Source organism: Mycolicibacterium celeriflavum (assembly GCF_010731795.1).
GTDB lineage: Bacteria > Actinomycetota > Actinomycetes > Mycobacteriales > Mycobacteriaceae > Mycobacterium > Mycobacterium celeriflavum.
In genome coordinates this window covers 4,235,303-4,259,609 of sequence record NZ_AP022591.1, presented here as the reverse complement: position 1 = coordinate 4,259,609, position 24,307 = coordinate 4,235,303, and the positions used below count along the sequence as shown (strand labels likewise).

The window sequence follows — 24,307 nt, the reverse complement described above, 5'->3', positions numbered from 1 at the left end:
GTCGGCACGCCCCAGGTACTGCAGCTGCCCGTCGGCACCCCAACGCACCAAGTCCCCGGTGCGGTACATGCGTTGTCCTGTCGCCCCGAACGGACATGCGACAAATCGTGAGGCCGTCAATGGGCTGCGGCCCACATAACCGGACGCCACCCCGCGGCCGGCCACGTACAACTCGCCGGCCACCCCCGGCGGTACCGGCCGCAACCACGCGTCGAGCACGAAGAACGCCGCGCCGGGCACCGGCGTGCCGATCGGGACCACGCCCGAGCCCGCGCGCAACGGCGCACTGATCGAGGTGTACCACGTCTCGGTCGGGCCGTAGCCGTTGATCATGAGCCGTCCGGGGGCCCACCGGTCCACCACCTCGACCGGGCATGCCTCACCAGCCACCACCAACGCGACTGATTCCAGACCCTCATGAGAAAGCGCCGCCGCCGCGGACGGGGTCTGATTCAGAACACTGACCTGTTCACGGATCAGCAAGGCGCGGAAGTCATCCGGCGACGCCACCACCGATTCGGGCACCACCACCAGTCGCCCACCGTGCAGCAGCGCACCGAAGATCTCCCACACCGAGACGTCGAACGCGAACGAATGCCACTGCGACCACACCTGACCGGTCAGCTTCAGTTCGATGTCCAACGACTCCAGAAGCGCAGTGACGGTCTGGTGGGTGACCGCGACGCCCTTGGGCACGCCGGTGGTCCCGGAGGTGTAGATGATGTACGCGAAGTCGTCTGCCGCAGGCGCCGGCAACTCCGTGCCGGGGTAGCTGCCGATCCGCGGGTCATCGACCTCGACGACCGAGACGTCATGCGCGTCGAGCCGCGACCGAATGCCCGCCGTCGTCACCACGGCGGCCGGTGCCGCGTCGGCGAGGATCACCGCGATGCGCGTATCCGGATGCGCGGGGTCGATCGGCACATACGCTGCCCCGGTCTTGAGCACTGCGAGCAGCGCCACGATCGCCTCGGCCGACCGCGGCAGCATCAGCGCCACGCATTGTCCAGGGCCGGCACCTTGAGCAGAAAGCAAGTGCGCCAACCGATTCGACGCCTTATCGAGTTCCCGGTACGTCATCGAGCGGCCCTCGAAGGTCACCGCCGCCGCCTCCGGCGAACGCGTCACCTGGGCGGTGAACAATGCCGGAATAGACACCGCAGCAGGCGCCGGACCGGTCAGCGCCGCGCGTTGACCGATCGCATCCAGACGGGCGTGCTCACCCTCGTCGAGCACATCCACCGATGACAACCGCCGAGCCGGGTCACCGGTCATCGCGACCAGCACCCGCTCGAACCGCCGAATCAGAGTCTCGATGCTCGCGGCGTCGAACACATCGGTGCGGAACTCGACCGCCCCGCCGATCCCGGCGGGCCCACCTTCGTCGCTCCAACGCTCCGAAATTGCGAACGTCAAATCCATTCGCGCACTGTGGGTTTCGGCCTCCAGAGGCGTGGCCTGCACATCACCCAACGGCAATTCCGTGCCACGGCCGTTACGTGGCCCGGCGAAGTTCTGCCAGGCCAACAACACCTGTATCAACGGCTCATGGGCGCGGGAACGGGTGGGGTTGAGCCGATCGACCAACAGCTCGAACGGCACATCCTGGTGCTCGAAGGCGGCCAGGCTACGCGCGCGCACCTGTGCCAGTAACTCCGCGACGGTCGGATCGTCAGACAGATCGACCCGCAACACCAAGGTGTTGACGAAGAACCCGATCAGCTCTTCCAGCGCCGGGTCGCGCCGCCCGGCGATGGGGAATCCGACAGCCACGTCGGTGGTGGAACTCATCATCGACAGCAAGGCGGAGAGGGCAGCTTGGACCACCATGAAGCTGGTCGCGTTGTGTTCACTGGCCACCTGGATGACCCGTTGGTGAAGCTCGGCCGGCCAGTCGATGACCACACTGGCCCCACGGTTGGATGCCACCTGGGGATACGGCCGGTCGGTGGGCAGCTCCAAGCGCTCGGGCATCCCGGCCAACGTGTCCTGCCAGTAAGCCAGCTGCGCCGCGATCGGGCTGTCGTTGTTGTCGAGATCCCCGAACTGCGCACGCTGCCACAACGTGTAGTCGACATACTGAACCGGCAAGTCCGCCCATATTGGCGTTTGCCCCGCGCGGCGGGCGGCGTATGCCGTCCCGAGGTCCGCTACCAGTGGTGCGATGGAGGAGCCGTCGGCCGCGATGTGGTGCACCACGCCCACCAGCACATGTTCTTCGTCGCCAAGACGGAAAAGCACCGCGCGCAAAGGAATTTCAGCGGCCAGATCGAAGGTGTAGCGAGCTGCCTCCTCGACGGCCTCCGTCAACCGGCCATCAGTCCACCCGGTCGCCTCGATGAGTTGCCAGCCGACGGTCGCCTGCTCGGCCGGGACCACTACCTGCCGCGGTACGCCGTCGACCGCCGAGAACAGCGTGCGTAACGACTCGTGACGGCCCACCACATCGCTCAGTGCCGCTCGCAGCGCCTCGGCGTCAAGACTGCCCTGCAGCCGCAACGCGACCACCATGTTGTAGATGGGTGAAGGGCCCTGCAGCTGATCGATGAACCACAGCCGGTTCTGCGCGAACGACAACGGGATCACCGCTGGCCGCTCGACAGCGACCACCGGCTCCAGTGCACCCGAACCTGCACCAACACGGGACGCCAACTGCTCGACGGTGGGCGCTTCGAACAGGGCGCGAACCGCGACGCTGGCATCCAGCGATTTGTTGACCGCGGCGATGACCCGCATGGCGGAAAGCGAATCTCCGCCCAGCTCGAAGAACGACTCGTCGACTCCGACCCGCTCGAGCCCCAGCACCTGCGCGTAGATGCCCGCCAGGAGCTCTTCGGTGAGGTTGGCCGGCGCGCGGAAATGACCGTCCTTTTGGTACTCGGGTGCCGGAAGGGCTTGTTTGTCGAGTTTTCCGTTGGCGGTCAGCGGCAGCGCGTCGAGCACGACAACCGCGGACGGCACCATGTAGGACGGCAATTGCTCGCCCAGTGCGGCCCGTACCTCGTCCGGGCTCGCCGAACCGGTGATGTAGCCGACCAGTCGCTTGTCGCCGGGGCGGTCCTCACGGGCGATCACCGCAGCCTCGCCTGCCCCGCTGCAAGTCGCCAGGGCGGCCTGCACTTCACCGAGCTCGATGCGATACCCGCGAATCTTGACCTGCTCATCGGCTCGACCGACGTAGTGCAACTCGCCTTTGGCGCTCCAGGACACCAGATCCCCGGTGCGGTACAACCGCGCCCCAAGCGCGCCGAATGGGCTGGCGACAAATCGCGTTGCGGTCAGCCCTGCTCGGCCCACATACCCGTAAGCCAGGCCGGCACCGGCCACATACAGCTCCCCGACGACTCCGACCGGCACTGGCCGCAGCCAGTCATCGAGCACGAAGAAGCCAAGGTCTGCCAACGGGCCCCCGATGGGACTGGCGGTCCTGTCGAGATCGGCGGCGACAATCCTGCGGTACGAAGCATGCACCGTGGTCTCGGTGATGCCGTACATGTTGATCAGGAACGGTATTCCCGGGTGATTGTCCAGCCACGAGTCGAGACGTTGCGGCTGTAGCGCTTCCCCGCCGAACACGACCCTTTGCAGCGCGAGCTGACCACCCGACTCCTGCGCTTGGGACGCGCTGAAGCCGAGCCAGCGACTCACCTGATTTTCCCACGCCGTGGCCGCGTCTTGCCAGGAGTGCTGCGCGTCGACGGTCTGTAGCGCATAGAACGCCGAAGGGGTCTGGCTCAGGACCGTGACCTGCTCGGCGATCAGCAACGAGTACAACTCTTCTGGCGACCGCACCACCTCGTCGGGCACCACCACGAGGCGTCCGCCTCCGAGCAGCGCACCAAACATCTCCCAGACGGAGAAGTCGAACGCCAGGGAGTGACACTGGGACCACACGCCGCCAGGCGGCACCTGAGCGTCCAAGGCCTGCAGCAGCCGGGTCACGTTACGGTGGGCGACCGCGACACCCTTGGGTGTTCCGGTGGTACCGGAGGTGTAGATGAGGTACGCGATGTCCTCGGCGGCCGGCGACGGAAGCGCGGCGTCGGGTTGGCTGCCCAGAGCGGGGTCATCGACGTCGACGACCAACAGGTCGTGCCCGTCCAGACGCGGACGGAGATCCGCCGTGGTGATCACCGCTGCGGGAGCGGCATCGCCGATGACGAACCGGATCCGAGCATCGGGATGCGCCGGGTCGAGCGGCACATAAGCCGCCCCGGTCTTGAGCACCGCCAGGATCGCCACGATCGCGTCGACCGACCGCGGCAACATCAAGGCAACCCGTTGACCCGGTCCCGCTCCGCGGCCGGCCAGCAGATGCGCCAACCGGTTGGACGCCTGATCAGCCTCCAGATACGTCAGCGAGCGACCGTCGCCGCTGATCGCCACTGACGACGGTGACCGCTGCACCTGCGCGGCAAAAGATTCCGGAATTGAACCCGACTCGGACGCGGGCTGGGTCAGCGCCGCCTTGTTACCCCACTCCGCGAGTCGCGCGTGCTCCGCGTCGTCGAGCACATCGACGGACGACAACCGCTCCGCCGGGTCCGCGGTCAGCGCCAGCAACATCCGCCGCAGCCGCTCGATCAAGAGCTCGATGCTGGCCGCGTCGAACACGTCGGTGCGGAATTCGACGTCTCCGCCGAGCCCGGCCGGTTCACCCGCCTCGGTCCAGCGCTCGCCGAGGTGGAATGCGAGGTCTGTACGGGCGGTGTGGGTGTCGAGGCTCGTCGGGGTGATCTGTACATCACCGAGGGCCAGCCGGGCGGGGCCGTTCTGCTGGCCGGGCAGGGTCTGCCAGGCCAACAGCACCTGCACCAGCGGGTGATGGGCGAGGCTCCGGGTGGGCTTGAGCCGCTCGACGAGCATCTCGAACGGCACGTCCTGGTGCTCGTACGCAGCCAAGCTGCGGGCGCGCACCTGAGCCAACAGCTCGGAGACACTCGGGTCGCCGCCCAAGTCGGCCCTCAACACCAGGGTGTTGACGAAGAAGCCGACCAGCTCGTCCAACACGGGATCGCGCCGGCCGGCGATCGAGAAGCCGACTGCCACGTCATGACTGGTGCTGACCTTCGACAACAAAGCCACCAGTGCGGCCTGGACGACCATGAAACTCGTCGCGTTGTGCTCACGGGCCACCCGAGCCACCCGATGCTGCAGTTCCGGCGACCAGTCGACCAGCACTCGAGCGCCGCTGTAATCGGCAACCGCCGGATAAGGCCTGTCGGTGGGTAGCACCAGCCGGTCGGGCATCCCGGCCAGGGCCTGCTCCCAATAGGCGAGTTGGGCGGTGATGCGGCTCTGAGGATCGGCCAGATCACCCAGCTGCGCGCGCTGCCACAGCGTGAAGTCGACGTACTGCGCCGCCAACGGCGCCAGGTCGGGGGCCTGACCCACACATCGGCTGGTGTAAGCCGCCCGCAGATCCCTCAGCAGCGGGCCGATCGAGACGCCGTCGGCCGCGATGTGGTGCACCGCGGCAACGAGCACGTGTTCTTCTTCGCCGACGCGCAGGAGCCGCGCCCGCACCGGGATCTCGGTGGCGAGGTCGAAGGTGTGGCGCGCCGTCTCGCTGATCGCTTCATGCAGCCGGTCCGGCGACCAGCCCGTGGCGTCCACGATCTGCCAGCCGAAGTCGGCCTGCTCGACCGGAACCACTACCTGCTGGGGCACACCCGCAGGCGCCGGGAAGATCGTGCGCAGACTTTCATGGCGCGCCACTACATCGGCCAGCGCCGCAGCCAGAGCAGCAGCGTCGAGCTTGCCGTTCAGACGTAACGAATGCGCCATGTTGTAGACCGGCGACGGCCCCTGCAGCTGGTCCAGGAACCACAACCTGCTCTGGGCGAACGAAAGCGGCACGACATCGGGCCGTTCACCCGGCACCAGCGGCTCCAGCCCGCCCTCATCAGCTCCGATCTGGTGCGCCAGCTCTGCCACCGTGCGCGCCTCGAACAGAGTGCGCACTGAGAGCTGGGCGTCCATGCTGGCGTTGACGGCGGCCACCAGGCGCATCGCCGACAGCGAGTCGCCGCCGAGATCGAAGAACGAGTCGTCGACCCCAACGCGCTCCACGCCCAGGACCTTGGCGTAGATCCCGGCGAGGATCTCCTCGGTGAGGTTCGCCGGGGCACGGTAACGATCGGTGTCGCTGAACTCGGGCGCCGGCAAGGCGCGCGTGTCGAGTTTGCCGTTGACCGTGAGCGGCAGCGCGTCCAGCACGACGACCGCTGCGGGAACCATGTAGGCCGGCAGCCGCTCGGCCAGCGTGGCCCGAAGCTCGGCCGAGTCGACCGAGCCGGTGACATAGCCGACGAGACGCTTGTCGCCGGGGCGGTCCTTGCGGGCGATCACCGCCGCCTGCTCGACGCCTTCGAGCGCCGCCAACGAGGCCTGCACCTCACCGAGCTCGATGCGGTAACCGCGGATCTTGACCTGCTCATCAGCGCGGCCCAGATAGTCCAGCTGCCCATCCGCGCGCCAACTCACCAGATCCCCGGTGCGATACATCCTTTGTCCTGGCGCTCCCGCGCCACCGAACGGGCACGCGACGAAGCGCGACGCCGTCAGCCCCAGCCGACGCACGTAACCGGTCGCCACGCCGTCGCCGGCCACGTACAACTCTCCGACCACGCCCTCTGGCACTGGGCGCAACCAGTTGTCCAACACGAACAGCGCCGCGCCGGCCACGGGCGAGCCGATCGGCACGGCCTGCGCTCCCGGTGTGAGCGGCGCGCTGATCGCCACACACATCGTGGTCTCGGTGGGCCCGTAAGCGTTGACCATGCGGCGCCCCGGTGCCCACCGGTCCACTACCTCGGCCGAGCAAGCCTCACCCACGACGACCAACGCCATCGAGGCCAATTTCTCAGGTGAGAGCACACTGACCGCAGACGGAGTCTCGGTGAGCACGCTGACTTGCTCTGCTGCCAGCACCTCTTGGAAGCTCTCCGGCGAGCCCGTCACCTCTTCGGACACCACCACCAGGCGGCCACCGCGCAGCAAAGCCCCGAAGATCTCCCACACCGACACGTCGAAGGCCAGGGTGTGGCACTGCGCCCACACCCCGACGGCCGGTAGGGCCTCATCTGGTGACGCCAGCAGCTGGGTGACGTTGCGGTGGGTGACCGCCACGCCCTTGGGGGTGCCGGTGGTCCCGGACGTGTAGATCACGTAGGCGATGTCGTCGGGAGCCGGCGACCGCGGTGCGGTGCTGGGCTGGTCGTCGACGGCGGGGTCGTCGACGTCGATGACCGCCACTCCATGGCCGTCCAGCCGGTCGGCCAAACCGGCGGTGGTGATCGCGGCCACCGGCCCCGCATCGGCAACTATGAATCCGATGCGAGCCTCGGGCAGGGAAGGATCGATCGGCAGATAGGCCGCACCGGTTTTGAGCACTGCCAGGATCGCGACCACTGCCTCGGCGGACCGGTTGAACAACACCGCGACGCACTGTCCGGGACCGGCCCCTCGGCCGGCGAGCAGCTGCGCGAGCTGGTTGGCCGCAAGCTCGAGCTCCCGGTAGGTCCACGAACGCTCGCCGCATACCAGCGCGACCGCATCCGGCGTCTCCGCCGCCCACGCCGCGAACAATTCGACGATGGACGACCCCCGCGCGCGGGGCCACGCCAGAACCGCGCGGTTACCGAACTCGTCAAGGCGGGCGTGCTCATCGGGGTCGAGCACGTCCACCGACGAGAGCCGCCGCCGCGGATCGGCGGTCATCTCCATCAGGAGCCGCTCCAGCCGGTCGATGAGAGCCTGAATGCCTCGCGCGTCAAACACATCGGTGTCGTATTCGACGCGAAGGCCTATCTCGTCACCCGGGATGGCTTGCACAGTCAGCGGATAGTGGTTGTATTCGCGGCTCGCGAATTCGGGGATGGCCAATTCATGGTCGGCTTCCAATGCGGCGGTGTCGACCGGATAGTTCTCGTAGACGAACATGGTGTCGAACAACTGGTCGTGACCGGTGATCCGGTGAATCTCGTTGAGCGCAAGGTGCTGGTGTTCCAGCGTGCGGTTGTAAGCGCTCTGCAGTTGTTCGAGCAGGTCTGCGGTGGTGGTCGCCGACGTGATGTCGGCCCGCACCGGCACCGTGTTGATCAGTAGGCCCACCATCGAGTCCGCGCCGACCACCTCATCCGGACGCCCCGAGACCGCGGTACCGAACGCGACGTCATGCTGACCGGTCAACGAGCTCAGCAGCTGCGCGAACGCGCCCTGCAGCACAGTGCTGACCGTGGTGTGCAGCGCGCGCGCCAAGTCGCCGACGGCCCGCGTGGTGTGCGCTGACACCCGAAACGACGCGACGCTTCGCTTGCCTCGCAGCAACTGATCAGGCGGGCCCACCATGGTGGGAGTCTCGAAGCCGGCAAACACTTCACCCCAGGCCACCCGGGCGGCGTCGTGGTCCCGACGGGTGAGCCAGCTGATGAAGTTGCGGTACGGTGCCGCCGGGGGTAACGGCTGACCGTAATAGCCGGCGAAGATTTCTCGCAGCAGGATCGGGAGCGACCAGCCGTCCACGACGATGTGATGGAACGTCAGCACGAACCGATACCGGTCTTCGGCGGTGCGGAGCAGAGCCCCTTGGAAGGCCGGCTGGTGGGCGAGGTCGCAGACCGCAGCGCGTTCGGCGGCACACACCGCCTCAAGCTGTTCGGTGATATCCGCGTCGACGGCACTCAGCTCGACATACCGCCACGGCACGGCCGGGTCAGCCGGAATGATCTGAACGGGCTCGTCGAACTGCGAGCAGAACCTGGCCGAGAGGTGCGGATGCCGGTTCGCCACCGTTTGCACCGCCTCATGCAGCCGGTGGCGATCGAGCGGCCCATTGATGGCGATCTCCAGCTGCACCGCATAGACGTCTTCGGTGACCTGCGCACCCTCGGAATGGAACAGCAGCCCCTGCTGCAACGGGCTCAGCGGCAAGATGTCGGCGATCGCATGCTGCTGGTGGAGGTCGTCCAGCTGCTGCTGGGTCAGGCGGGCCGGTGCGATATCGGAGGGCGTCAGTCCGCCGCCGCCGGCGCTGACATGCGCGCAGATACCGGCCAAAGCCTCGAACCACAACCGGCTCAGTCGGCTGACCTGTACGTCATCGAGCGCCGAGGGCGCCCACGTCCAGTTGGCGTGCAGTTGCGGGCCGGTTTCGCCATCGACGGTGGCGGCGTTCAACTCGAGCGTGTGCATCAACGGCATCGGGATGTCTGCGGCCGCGGCGGTCGATGACAAGCCGTCCTGGCTCATTCGCCACGTTCCGCCAGCAGTCTCAGCGGCCGAAGCGCCCATCCGACCCAGATAGTTGAAGCCGATCGTGGGGTCGGAACCTGCCAGCTCGACGTCGGCGTTCAGATACCGCAATACCCCGTAGGTCAACCCGTCGGGCAGTGCGCGCAGCTGCTCTTTGGCGTTCTTGATCGCCGCGCCCAGCGCTGCCTCACCGGCAGTCACCTGCGCCCAGTCCAGCCCGCTGACTGTCAGCGCCACCGGGTATTTGGTGGTGAACCAGCCGACCGTGCGCGACAGGTCGACATCGGGGGCGATCTCCTCGTGCCGCCCGTGGCCCTCCACGTCGATACCGATCGGGTGGCCGTCAGCGGCGAAGAACTCAGCCAGTGCCAGGCCGAATGCGATCAACAAAATGTCGTTCACGCCCGCATGGAATGCCGTCGGCACTTCCCCGAGCAGCATACGAGTGGTCGGCTCCTCCAGCGACAACGAAATGCGCCCCGCCGTCGCGAACGTGTCGATCGCCGGCTGCGCCGCCGGCAACACCGCAGGGGCCGCCGCCACCTGCCGCCACGTCTGTGCCTGCTGCACCACGTCCGGGTTGTGCGCGTACTCCGTCAGCAGCGAGGCCCACCGGGCGAACGACGTCCCGCCCGCCGGCAACTCCGCCGGCTGGCCGCCGCGACGCTGCGCCCAAGCTATGTTGAGGTCCTCCAACAGGACCCGCCAGGACACCCCGTCGACGGCCAGGTGGTGTGCGACCAATACCAGCTGAGAAGTGGAAGTAACCCACAGGGCTCCGAGCATGACGCCCGCAGCCGGGTCCAACCGTGAGCGCGCCTCGACCAGAGCTTCGGAAGACAACGAGTCGACGGTGCGCAGGCACGTAGCGGCATCGACCGACCCCGCCTCTGGCACGGTGAGTGACCAGTTCCCGGCTCCGTCGTCGTCGACGCGCAGCCGCAGCATGGCATGCCGGTCCAAGAGCGCCTGCAACAGCGTCACCACGTCGGCCTCGGCCACTTCCGCCGGGGCCTGCGCGACGACCGTCTGGTTGAACTGATCGACCGGACCGTCGACGCGGGCCAGCCAGTGGATGATGGGTGTCGCAGGGATCTTCCCCAGGCCCTCGACGATGACCTCGGCGTCGCCGGTGGTCGCGCGAGCCACCCTGGCCAGTCGGGCCACCGTCTGTTCGACGAAGATGTCGCGCGGCCGACACTGCAAGCCCGCTGCGCGTGCTCTTGCCGCGACCTGCATCGACAGGATGCTGTCTCCGCCCAGTTCGAAGAAGGACTCGTCAACCCCGACTCGCTCCACTCCGAGGATTTCGGCGTAGATGTCGGCCAGGACTTCCTCGACTGGGTCGGTGGGTGCGCGGTAAGTGTCGATGCCCTGGTATTCCGGTGCCGGCAGGGCGCGTTTGTCGAGTTTGCCGTTGACCGTCAACGGCAGCGACTCGAGCACCACCACCGCCGTCGGCACCATGTAGGCGGGCAGGCGCTGCGCAAGGGCGTTGCGAAGCTCGGCCGAATCAGTCGTCCCGGTGACGTAACCGACCAGACGCTTGTCGCCGGGGCGGTCCTCGCGCACGATGACCGCTGCATGCTCCACGCCGTCCAACGCGGCCAGGGCGGCCTGTATCTCCCCGAGCTCGATCCGGTACCCACGGATCTTGACCTGCTCATCGATGCGGCCCAGATATTGCAGCTGCCCGTCGGCACCCCAGCGCACCAGATCCCCGGTGCGATACATGCGTTGCCCGGGCGCACCGGAACCGACGAACGGGCAAGCCACGAACCGCGACGCGGTCAGCCCGGCCCGGCGCACGTAACCGCACGCCACTCCGCGACCGGCCACATACAACTCACCGACCTCACCGCGCGGCACGGGCCGCAACCAGCCGTCGAGCACGAACAGCGCGGTACCCGGCACCGGCAGGCCGATCGGCACCACACTCGACCCCACCCGGAGCGGCGCGCTGATCGTGGCGTACACGGTGGTCTCCGTAGGGCCGTACCCGTTGATCATCACCCGATCGGGCGCCCACTGGTCCACCACGCCGGGAGGGCACGCCTCCCCTGCCGCCATCAGCGCGACCGACTCCAGGCCCTGCGGAGACAGGGCTGCGACCGCAGAGGGGGTCTGACTCAACACGCTGACCCGCTCGGTCACCAGTAGCGCATGGAAGTCTTCCGGCGAGCGGGCCACGTCCTCGGGCACCACCACGAGCCGGCCGCCGTGCAGCAACGCTCCCCAGATCTCCCACACCGAGAAGTCGAAGACCAGAGACGAAGTCTGTGTCCAGACCTGCTCAGGGGCCAACTGCACCCCGACCTCCATTCCGTCGAAGAGCCGGGTGACGTTGGAATGGGTGACCGCCACGCCCTTCGGTGTGCCGGTGGTGCCGGAGGTGTAGATGATGTGCGCGAGGTCATCGGCTGCGGGTGCCGGCAGTGCGGTGCCGGGACAGGTCTCGACGCGGGGATCGTCGACGTCGACCACCGGCAACGCGTGAGCGGTCAGTCGCTCGGCAAACTCGGTGGTGGTGACACCGGCGACCGGTGCGGCGTCCTGGATCATGAACCCGATCCGGGCCGTCGGTAGTTTCGGATCGATCGGCAGATAAGCCGCCCCGGCCTTGAGTACCGCCAGGATGGCCACGATCGCCTCAGCCGACCGGTTGAAAAGCAGTGCCACGCATCGTCCGGGGCCCGCTCCATTGGCAGCCAGCAGATGTGCCAACCGGTTCGCGGCTTCGTCCAACTCCCGGTAGGTAATCGAGCGGCCCCGATGAGTCAGCGCCACCGCCTCCGGCGTCAGCGCCACCTGTGCGGCGAACAACGCCGGGATCGAGACCGGAGACGCGGGCTGGGTCAACACTGCGGTGTTACCGATTTGATCCAGGCGGGCGTGCTCACCGGCGTCGAGCAGGTCGATCGTCGACAACCGCCGCGTCGGGTCGGCTGCCATCGACGCCAACACGCGTCCGAACCGCTCGATCAGCGTCTGGATTCTTTCGTCGTCGAATACGTCAGCGGCGAATTCCACCCGAAGAGTGAGCTCATCGCCCGGGACGGCCTGAAGCGTCAGCGAATAATGGTTGTATTCGCGGGTCTGGAACTCGGTGATCGCCAACTCATGGTCACCCGACAAAGCGGCCGTGTCGATCGGATAGTTCTCGTAGACCAGAAGAGTGTCGAAGAGTTTGTCATGACCGGCGATGCGGTGCATCTCGTTGAGCGCCAGGTGCTGGTGCTCGAGCGTGCGGTTGTGAGCGCTCTGCAGCTGGTCGAGCAGCTCGACTGTGGTGGTGGTCGACGTGACGTTCACCCGAACCGGCACCGTGTTGATCAACAACCCGACCATCGATTCCGCGCCGAGCACCTCAGCTGGCCGGCCCGAGACCGCCGTACCGAAGGCAACATCATGCTGACCAGTCAGCGAGCCGAGGAGCAACGCCCATGCGCCCTGCAGCACGACGTTGACAGTGGTGTGCCGCGAGCGCGCCAACTCGGTCAGGGCCTGTGTCATCGACTTAGGCAGCCGATGCTCGGAAACACCTCGACTGCGAAGCTCCAACCGATCCGGGGGACCCACCAACGTCGGGGTCTCGAAACCGGTCAAGACCTCACGCCAGGCCGCGAGGGCTGCTTCGCGGTCCCGGTCGGCCAGCCAGGTGACGAACCTGCGGTACGGCGTGGCCGGAGGCAGGCGCCACCCGTAATAGCTTGCGAAGATTTCGCGCAGCAGGATCGGCATCGACCAGCCATCGAGCACGATGTGGTGATTGGTGAGCACGAACCGGTGCTGATCAGGTGCGGTACGAATCAACGCCACCCGGAAGACCGGGTCGTCGGCGAGGTGGCGGATTGCGACGCGTTCCCTGGCACAGATCGCCTCGATCTCCACATCCAGATCTGAATGGCTGTCGCGAAGGTCGATGTAGTGCCAAGGAACCTCTGGATCGGCCGGGATGATCTGCACCGGCTGGCCGAACTGTTCTGAAAAGCGGGCCAACACATTTGGGTGCCGGGCCGCCACCCTGTTCACCGCATCACGTAGCCGGTCCTCGTCGAGAGCACCGCGCACGGTGATGTCGAACTGCACCGCATACACGTCGTCGCTCAGGTCCGGCGCCGCGCCGGCATGAAAGAGCAAACCGTGCTGTAGGGGAGTCAGCGGCAGGATGTCAGCGATTTGCATATTGCCGCTGAAGCTCCTCGATCTGTTGTTGGTTGAGGTTGACGGCGATATCGGAGGGGGTCAACCCGCCTCCGCCGCCCCTGACATGTTGGCAGATTCCGTCGAGAGCCTCAAACCACAAGCTACTCAACCGAATAACGTCCGCCTCGCCCAGCGCTGAGGGCGCCCACGTCCAGTTCGCCTGCAGCTGAGGGCCGCTGTCGGTATCGACGGTGGCCGCGTTGAGCTCCACGGTGTGGATCAGTGGCATCGGGATGTCCGAAGCGACACCGGTCAACGACATGCCGTCGTGGCTCATCCGCCAAAGGTCGTCGGAACTCTCGGCGGCCGCCGCGCCGAGGCGTCCGAGGTAGTTGAACCCGATAGCCGGGTCGGAGTCGGGCAGCTCGGCGTCTGGATTCAGATAACGCAGCAGGCCGTAAGACAATCCGTCCGGCAGTTCGCGCAGTTGCTCCTTGGCGTCTTTGACCAGCGCGCCCAGCGACGTCCCTCCGGCGCTGACTCGTGACCAGTCCAGTCCCCCGACGCTCAACGCCACCGGGTACTTGGTGGTGAACCAGCCCACCGTGCGTGACAGGTCCGCCTCTTCGGCCAGGTCCCCATCGCGGCCATGGCCTTCCACGTCGATACTGACCGGCGCGAGACCGCTACCCAAGAACTCCGCGACCGCCAAGCCGAACCCGATCAACAGGACTTCGTGGACCCCGGCGTGGAACGCCGTCGGCACCTCGCCCAACAGCATCCGGGTCGTCTCGACGTCCAACTCCACCGACAAGCGCCCAGCTGCGGCAAAGGTGTCCACCGTCGGCTGCACCGCGGGCAGGCGCGACGGGACCCCCGCCACCTGCCGCCACGCGGCGGTCTTGGCCACCACCTCTGCATCTTGGGCGTGCTCTGCCAGCAGTGACGCCCATCGGGCAAACGACGTCCCGCCCACCGGCAAGGCGATCGGCTGCCCGGCGCGATGTTGGCGCCAGGCGATGTTGAGATCCTCCAACAGGATCCGCCATGAAACCCCGTCGACGACCAGGTGGTGGATAACCAAGGCGAGTTGGCCAGTCGCGGCGACCCAAAGCGCACCGAACATCGCCCCGCTGACAGGACTCAATCGCGAACGCACCTTGGCCAGCGCCTCGTCGGACAGCGCATCGACGGTGTGCAGGCACTCGCCGGCGTCCACCGACCCGGCTTCGGGCACGTACAACGACCATCCCTCGCCAGCTGTGTCGGCGACGCGCAGCCGCAACATGGCGTGCCGGTCGACCAACGCCTGCAGCAAGGCCACGACATCGGCCTCGCCCACTCCGGCAGGAGCCTGAAGCAGCACAGTCTGATTGAATTGGTCAGTCGGACCGTCCACGCTTTCGAGCCACCTGATGATGGGGGTAGCCGTCACCGGTCCGATCCCCTCATCGACCACCTGGGTCTCGCCGTCCGAGACCGTGGCCACCTGCGCCAGCCGAGCCACCGTCTGTTCGACGAAAATGTCGCGGGGCCGACACACCACACCGGCCGCCCGAGCGCGGGCCACCACCTGCATCGACAGAATGCTGTCCCCGCCCAACTCGAAGAACGACTCGTCGACCCCGACCTGCTCCAGCCCCAGCACCTGGGCGAAGATGCCCGCGAGAACCTCCTCGGTAGCGCTGGCGGGGGGGCGGTAGCGGTCCACATCCGTGTACTCGGGCGCCGGGAGCGCGCGCTTGTCGAGCTTGCCGTTGGACGTGATAGGCAACGCATCCAGCGCCACCACCGCCGCCGGCACCATGTAAGCCGGCAATCGCTCACCGAGCTTCGCACGAATTCCGCTCACATCGGCGGCGCCGGTGACGTAGCCGACCAGTCGTTTGTCGCCGGGGCGGTCCTCACGCACCATCACCGCCGCCTGATCCACTCCCTCAAGGGCGGCCAGCGCTGCCTGCACCTCACCGAGTTCGATGCGATATCCGCGGATCTTGACCTGCTCGTCAGCGCGGCCCACGTAGCGAAGCTGCCCATCGGCGCCCCAGGACGCCAGATCCCCGGTGCGATACATCCGCGTCCCAGGCGCGCCGGCATCGCCGAACGGGCACGCCACAAACCGTGAGCCGGTCAGCCCCGCCCGGCCGACATAGCCCTCGGCCACCCCGGCGCCGGCCACATACAACTCACCGACCACCCCGGCTGGCACCGGACGCAACCACGCGTCCAACACGAAAAAGCCCAAGTGCGCCAACGGCACCCCGATCGGGCTGACCACGGCATGGGCGTCGGCGGCGACGATCTCGCGCACCGAGGCGTGCACCGTTGTCTCGGTGATGCCATACATGTTCAACAGCCGCGGCTGCTGCGGATGCCGATCCAACCAGCCACCGAGACGCGAAGGCTCGAGCGCCTCCCCGCCGAAGACCACCGTCTCCAGCTTCAGCTGATCACCCAACTCGGGCGCCAGCCCATCAGCGGCCTGCAGGGCATAGAACGCCGACGGGGTCTGGCTGAGGACACTGACCTGCTCACCGACCAACAACGCGTGCAGGTCCTCCGGGGAGCGCACCACCGCATCGGGCACCATCACCAGCCGACCGCCGCTCAGCAGCGCCCCGAAGACCTCCCACACCGAGAAGTCGAAGGCCAACGAATGGCATTGCGACCACACCCCCGCCGCCGGCACATCAGCCTCGAGCGTCTCCAGGAGCTGAACTACGTTGCGGTGCGCAACCGCAACACCCTTCGGGGTTCCCGTGGTCCCCGAGGTGTAAATCAGATAAGCGATATCGTCGGGCGCCGGTAATGGCAGCACGGTGCCCGGATGGCTGTCAACAGCGGGGTCATCGACATCGACGACCACCAGCTGATCGTGATCGGCCAGCCGCGAGCGACGGTCGGTGGTAGTCAGGACGACCGTCGGCGCAGCGTCCTTCAGGACGAACTCGATGCGCGCATCCGGATGCGTCGGGTCAATCGGCACGTAAGCCGCCCCGGTCTTTAGCACGGCAAGAATCGCCATGACCGCCTCGGCCGAGCGCTCCATCAGCAGTGCCACCCGTTTTCCGGGTTCCACCCCGTGACCGCTCAAGAGATGCGCCATCCGGTTCGCGGCTTCATCGAGCTCGCGGTAAGTCCATGAGCGCGCACCGTAAGTGATGGCGATTGCCTCCGGAGCGCGAGCCACTTGGGCGGCGAACAGCGCCGGGATCGACAATGAAGCGGACACCGGCTGGGTCAACGCTGCTCGATTGCCCCAGCCCTGCAGCTGGGCATGTTCATGGTCATCGAGGACATCGATCGACGACAACCGGCGTGACGGATCAGCGCAAAGCGCCACGACCACCCGCTGCAACCGCTCAACCAACGCTTCGACGCTCGCGGCGTCGAACACGTCGGTGCGGAATTCGACATCCCCGCCGATCCCGGCGGGCTGCCCAGCCTCACTCCAACGTTCTGCCAACGAAAACGTCAAATCGACGCGGGCGGTCTGGGTGTCGGCGGGCAGTGGTGTGACCCCTACGTCACCCAACCGGAATTCTCCGGCGACATTGTTCTGCCAGGCCAACAGCACCTGCACCAGCGGATGATGGTTCAAGCTCCGAGTCGGATTGAGCTGCTCCACCAACGCTTCAAACGGCACATCCTGATGTTCGAAAGCGGCCAGGCTGCGCTGCCGCACCTGCTCCAGCACCTCAGCGACCGTCGGATCGCCCGCCAAATCCACCCGCAACACCAACGTGTTGACGAAGAAACCGACCAACTCCTCCAGCGCCCGATCGCGGCGCCCGGCGATCGGGAAGCCCACCGCCACATCAGAACTCGCGCTGAGCTTGGCCAGCAGTACCGCCAGGGCGGTCTGCATCACCATGAAACTGGTCGCGCCGTGCTCACCAGCCAGCCGAGCAACCGCCTGCTGCACCTGCACCGGGTACTGCACCGCCACTTTGGCGCCGCGATAATCAGCCACCGGCGGATAAGGCCGATCAGTCGGCAGCTCCACCCGCTCCGGCATATCGGCCAACGCGTCCTGCCAATAGGCCAGCTGCCCAGCGATCCGGCTGTCGGAATCATCGAGATCACCGAGCTGCGCGCGCTGCCACAGCGTGTAGTCGACATACTGCACCGGCAGCGGAGCCCAGTCGGGCGCGTGTCCCGCGCACCGGGCGCCGTAAGCCACATCTAGGTCCCGAACCAGCGGAGTGATCGACCAGCCGTCCGCGGCGATGTGATGCACCACCGCCACCAACACATGCTCAACATCGCCGAGCTTGTAAAGCGTTGCCCGCAACGGAATCTCAGCGGCCAGATCAAACGGCCGACGCGCCACCGCCCCGACGGCCTGCTCCAGCCGGCTCTGCGGCCAGCCGGTGGCATCCACGACCTGCCACCCCACCTGGGCGTCCTCGACCGGCACCACCAACTGCTGGGGAACCCCGTTCGGGGCCGGGAACAGCGTGCGCAAACTCTCGTGCCGGCCCACCACATCAACCCAGGCAGCGCCCAGCGCCTGGGGATTCAGCCGCCCATCCAACTGCAACGCAACCGCCAGGTTGTAAATCGCAGACGGGCCCTGCAACTGATCGATGAACCACAACCGGTTCTGCGCGAACGACAACGGCACCACCGCAGGGCGCTCCACCGGGACCAACGGCGCCAGCCCCTCGTCCGCGCCGATGCGCGACACCAACCTGGCCACCGTGGGCGCCTCGAAGAGGGTTCGCACCCCAAGATCGACGCCCAGGCTGGCATTGACCGCGGCGACCACCCGCATGGCCGACAGTGAATCCCCGCCCAACTCGAAGAACGAGTCATCGATCCCCACTCGCTCCAACCCGAGCACCTGGGCGTAGATACCGACCAGAATCTCCTCGACGGCGTCGGCCGGCGCCCGGTACTGATCGCCATCAGCGTATTCCGGCGCCGGCAGGGCGCGCTTGTCGAGCTTGCCGTTGTGAGTGAGCGGCAGGGCGTCCACGACCACCACCGCCGCAGGCACCATGTAAGTCGGCAGGCGCTCGGCAAGCGCGTTGCGCATCTCGACCGAGTCAGCAGTCCCGGCGACATAAGCCACCAGCCGCTTGTCACCCGGACGGTCCTCGCGGACGATCACCGCCGACTGGTGCACGCCGTCGAGCGCACTCAGCGCTGCCTGCACCTCGCCGAGCTCGATGCGGTACCCGCGGATTTTGACCTGCTCATCAGAACGACCCAGGTACTGCAGCTGTCCGTCAGCACCCCAGCGCACCAGATCGCCGGTGCGATACATCCGCACACCGACGCCGGCGAACGGACACGCCACGAACCGCGTCGCAGTCAGCCCAGCTCTCTGCACATATCCAAAAGCCACACCGTGACCGGCCACATACAACTCTCCGACCACACCAGGCGGAACCGGCCGCAACCAGCCGTCCAACACAAAGAAGCCGAGATGGGCCAGCGGCAATCCGATCGGGCTAACGGCGCTGTCGGCATCGTCGTCGACGATCTCGCGGAAGGAGGCGTGCACCGTGGTCTCTGTGATGCCATACATGTTGATCAGCTGGGGGAGACCGGGGTGGTTTCGAAGCCAAGGCGCAAGACGGTGCGGTTCAAGCGCTTCGCCACCGAATATCACTGTCTCCAGTTTGAGCTGTTGCCCGAGCTCAGGTGCCAACGCATCCGCAGTTTCCAACGCGTAGAACGCCGACGGGGTTTGACTCAGGACATTCACCTGTTCCCTGACCAGCAAGGCGTGCAGGTCTTGCGGCGAGGCGGCCATCGAATCGGGCACCACTACCAACCGACCTCCGTGCAGTAGCGCACCGAAGATCTCCCAGACCGAGAAGTCGAAGGCCAAGGAGTGACATTGCGTCCACACCTGGCCCGGCGACATATTCAGATCTGCATCCAAGGAGTCCAGCAGTTGGGTCACGTTCACGTGCGGGACGGCCACTCCCTTGGGCACTCCGGTGGTACCCGAGGTGTAGATGAGGTAGGCCACATCGTGTGGGTTCGGCGCCGGCAGTGAGGTGCCCGGTTGTCCATCGAGAACAGGGTCATCGATGTTGATGACCAGCAAGTCATGGCCATTCAGCCGGTCGGCCAGGCCAGCGGTGGTTATCGCGGCCGCCGGAGCGGCATCGGCGAGCATGAAATGCATCCGCGCCGCCGGTTGCCCTGGGTCGATCGCCAGATAAGCCGCCCCGGTCTTCAGCACGGCAAGAATCGAAGCCACAGCCTCGGGTGACCGCCTCAACAGCAGTGCCACCCGTTTTCCGGGTTCCACCCCGTGACCGCTCAAGAGATGCGCCATCCGGTTCGCGGCTTCATCGAGCTCGCGGTAAGTCCATGAGCGCGCACCGTAAGTGATGGCGATTGCCTCCGGAGCGCGAGCCACTTGGGCGGCGAACAGCGCCGGGATCGACAATGAAGCGGACACCGGCTGGGTCAACGCTGCTCGATTGCCCCAGCCCTGCAGCTGGGCATGTTCATGGTCATCGAGGACATCGATCGACGACAACCGGCGTGACGGATCAGCGCAAAGCGCCACGACCACCCGCTGCAACCGCTCAACCAACGCTTCGACGCTCGCGGCGTCGAACACGTCGGTGCGGAATTCGACATCCCCGCCGATCCCGGCGGGCTGCCCAGCCTCACTCCAACGTTCTGCCAACGAAAACGTCAAATCGACGCGGGCGGTCTGGGTGTCGGCGGGCAGTGGTGTGACCCCTACGTCACCCAACCGGAATTCTCCGGCGACATTGTTCTGCCAGGCCAACAGCACCTGCACCAGTGGATGATGGTTCAAGCTCCGAGTCGGATTGAGCTGCTCCACCAACGCTTCAAACGGCACATCCTGATGTTCGAAAGCGGCCAGGCTGCGCTGCCGCACCTGCTCCAGCACCTCAGCGACCGTCGGATCGCCCGCCAAATCCACCCGCAACACCAACGTGTTGACGAAGAAACCGACCAACTCCTCCAGCGCCCGATCGCGGCGCCCGGCGATCGGGAAGCCCACCGCCACATCAGAACTCGCGCTGAGCTTGGCCAGCAGTACCGCCAGGGCGGTCTGCATCACCATGAAACTGGTCGCGCCGTGCTCACCAGCCAGCCGAGCAACCGCCTGCTGCACCTGCACCGGGTACTGCACCGCCACTTTGGCGCCGCGATAATCAGCCACCGGCGGATAAGGCCGATCAGTCGGCAGCTCCACCCGCTCCGGCATATCGGCCAACGCGTCCTGCCAATAGGCCAGCTGCCCAGCGATCCGGCTGTCGGAATCATCGAGATCACCGAGCTGCGCGCGCTGCCACAGCGTGTAGTCGACATACTGCACCGGCAGCGGAGCCCAGTCGGGCGCGTGTCCCGCGCACCGGGCGCCGTAAGCCACATCTAGGTCCCGAACCAGCGGAGTGATCGACCAGCCGTCCGCGGCGATGTGATGCACCACCGCCACCAACACATGCTCAACATCGCCGAGCTTGTAAAGCGTTGCCCGCAACGGAATCTCAGCGGCCAGATCAAACGGCCGACGCGCCACCGCCCCGACGGCCTGCTCCAGCCGGCTCTGCGGCCAGCCGGTGGCATCCACGACCTGCCACCCCACCTGGGCGTCCTCGACCGGCACCACCAACTGCTGGGGAACCCCGTTCGGGGCCGGGAACAGCGTGCGCAAACTCTCGTGCCGGCCCACCACATCAACAATGGCCGCACCCAACGCCTCGATGTTGAGGTCACCCTTCAACCACAACGCCACCGCCAGGTTGTCAACCGACGAAGGCCCTTGCAGCTGATCGAGGAACCACAACCGCTTCTGGGCGAACGACAACGGCACCACCGTCGGACGAGGACCGGCAACCAACGGCTCCAGCCCGTCCCCCTCGCCGATGCGCGACGCCAACTCAGCCACGGTGGGCGCCTCGAACAAGGCACGTACCGAAAGCCCCGAGTCCAAGCTCGTATTGACTGCCGCGATCACCCGCATCGCCAGCAGGGAGTCTCCACCCAGCTCGAAGAACGAGTCGTCGACGCCAACCCGCTCCACACCCAACACCTCGGCGAAGATGCCGGCCAGAAGGTCCTCAGTAGGCGTGGACGGAGCGCGGTATCGATCGGCGTCGGGGTACTCCGGTGCCGGCAACGCCCGCTTGTCGAGCTTGCCGTTGACCGTCAACGGCAACGCATCGATCAATACCACCGCCGAAGGCACCATATAACTGGGCAGCCGCTCACCCAGAGCGGCACGGATAGTGGTGGGGTCCACCGCCCCGCTTGCCGACTCGGTGAGATAACCGACGAGGCGCTTGTCGCCCGGGCGGTCCTCGCGGACGATCACCGCCGCCTGATCCACTCCCTCCAGGGCGCTGAGCGCGGATTGGACTTCACCGATCTCGATGCGATGCCCGCGGATTTTGACCTGCTCATCAGAACGACCCAGGTATTGCAGCTGTCCGTCAGCACCCCAGCGCACCAAATCCCCGGTGCGATACATGCGTTGCCCGGGCCCGTCGGAGCCGGCGAACGGGCAGGCCACAAACCGCGAGGCGGTCAACGACGCCCGGCGCGCGTACCCCACCGCCAACTGCGGCCCAGCCAGATACAGCTCCCCGACCATCCCCTGCGGTACCGGACGTAACCAGCTGTCCAGGACGAAGAACGCCGCACCCGGCAGCGGCGCGCCGATCGGCACCACCCCGGAGCCCGACTGCAGCGGCCCGCTCAACGCCACCCACATCGTCGCCTCGGTCGGGCCGTACTCGTTGATCATCACCCGGCCCGGCGCCCAACGGTCCACCACGTCCGGTGGGCAGACCTCACCGCCGACCAGCAAGGTCACCCCATCCAGCCCCTGCGGCGACAGCATCCCAACCGCAGAAGGGGTCTGACACAACACGCTGACCTGCTCGTCGATCAACAAGGCGCGCAGGTCCTCCGGCGATGCAGCCACCGACTCGGGCACCACCGCCAACCGCCCCCCATGCAGCAAGGCGCCGTAGATTTCCCACCCCGAGATGTCGAAGCTGTACGAATGCCACTGCGACCACACCTGCCCCGCGGCGGCCCAATCGTCATTCAGAGAACCCATCAACTGGGTTACGTTGGCATGGGTGATCGCCACCCCTTTCGGCACGCCGGTCGTGCCCGAGGTGTAAATCGTGTAGGCCAAATCATCAGCGGCCGGCTCCGGCAAGGCCGTGACCGGATAACCCTCGATGGACGGATCGTCGACATCGATGACCACCAACTCGCTATCGGCCAGCCGGTCAGCCAACTCGGCGGTGGTCAGTGCCGCCATCGGGGCGGCGTCGGCAATCATGAACTCGATGCGCGCCCACGGGTGCGCCGGGTCGATCGGCAGGTACGCCGCGCCGCTCTTGAGAACCCCGAGCATGGCGACGATCGCCTCGGCACAACGCGGAAAGAGCAGCGCCACACAGCGCCCCGGACCCGCCCCCAACCCGGACAACAGGTGCGCCACCCGATTCGATGCCGCATCCAACTCGGCATAGGTCCACGAACGGCCCGCACACGTCAGCGCCACCGCCTCCGGAACAGCAGCTACCTGTGCCGCGAACTCCGCCGGAATCGTCACCCCTTCCGGCGCCGGCGCGGTTAGCAGGGCCCGGTTGCCCCACCCGTCAACCCGGGCATGCTCGCGCTCATCGAGCAAGTCAATTGACGACAGCCGACGCTCTGGATCGGTCGTCATCGCCAGCAGAAGGCGACTCAACCGATCCGCCACTTCAGCGACATGAAGTTCCGTAGACGGATGGCCGGTACCAAGAGAGCTGAGGTGGAGCTGGTCACCATCCCTGAAGAAGACCAGCGCGGCCTGGTCTCCGAAGCCGGCGTTGGTCAGGGTGCCTGTCGCTAAGGCGCCATCGAAATGGCCCATATGCGCTGCGGGAATGATGTTGACGACGACCCGATTCGAGGCATGGGCAGAGTCGCCGAGGCGCACTCTCTTCTCCATCGTCTGCACCGGAAACCGTTGATGTTGCAGCGCTTCTCGGATTCGGATGTTGACGTGTCGGCAAAAGCTAGCAACCGAAGAATCCGCCGGAGTTTTCAAGACGAGTGGTACAACGCCAGAAATCAATCCGGGCACCGTCTGTGATTCTGGCCGCACGCGCCTGCTCACCGGAAAATCAAGCACGACTTCCGAACGGTCGGCCTCGTACCCACTCACCAATAGCGCGCAGGCGGCAGTGATCACCGAGGATCGACGTACGCCCAGATTCCGCGACAATTCGTCGATCCGGTCAAGAATCTGCGACTCCAACGGAAGCGGTGCGGAAAAGTCGTCGGCATCACTTCCCGTTACGGCGGCGTGCGCTAAGGAATGAGTCGGTGGCTTTTCGGCAGGAAGATTACTAGCCCAGTAGGCCTGATCATCGAGATAGTCCGTGGATGTTTCGTAATCCGCCTCGCATTGAACCAAGTCACGCAACGAGCCGAAGAAAGCGGGGGGAATCTCTTCGCCAGCAGCAACCGCGGAGTAAACAGCTGCGATTCGATGCAAGACCAGAGTAAGCCCGATTCCGTCTACCGCGATGTGGTGGCAACACGCGAATAGGAAGTTTTCGTCTACTCGCGTCTGCAACAGTGCGAACTTGAACAGCGGGCCAGAAAGAGGCATCGGCATCCGCCGGATGCTGGATGCCAAGCGATGCACCTCATCGACGGGGTCTTGCGAGCGCAGCAGGTCATAGCAATGAAGCTCAACGACGGGGTGATCGACCGGCTTCTGGAAAACTTGCCCAGCTACTTCGAAGAATTCGGCTCTAAGTGGTTCGGCCTCACCCACTACGCGATGAATCGCCGATTCCAGGAGATCAGCATCGACCGAACCCTCGATCCGCAGCAGCCCACCGAGATGTAACGTCGCGTCCGCGCGGCCCGTCTCTTCCGCGAGCCACAT

At 66.2% G+C, this 24,307-nt stretch carries 2 protein-coding genes and 1 pseudogene (1 of these 3 only partly in view); all 3 read right to left on the bottom strand.

Features of this window, described 5'->3' with window-relative positions; translation table 11 throughout:
• Positions 1 to 13,440, bottom strand: partial view of a non-ribosomal peptide synthase/polyketide synthase gene (locus G6N18_RS20465; protein WP_234806163.1) — the 5' portion only. It extends 6,762 nt beyond the left edge of the window; 13,440 of the gene's 20,202 nt are visible here — the first part of the coding sequence; it begins with the start codon at positions 13,438 to 13,440; its stop codon lies off the left edge, out of view.
• Positions 13,427 to 23,095, bottom strand: coding sequence for a non-ribosomal peptide synthetase (locus G6N18_RS20460; RefSeq protein ID WP_163689961.1), 9,669 nt, complete (start codon positions 23,093 to 23,095; stop codon positions 13,427 to 13,429). The genes G6N18_RS20465 and G6N18_RS20460 overlap by 14 nt, the downstream gene beginning before the upstream one ends.
• Positions 23,096 to 24,307 (bottom strand): annotated as a pseudogene (locus G6N18_RS24960) (condensation domain-containing protein); the annotation flags it as partial.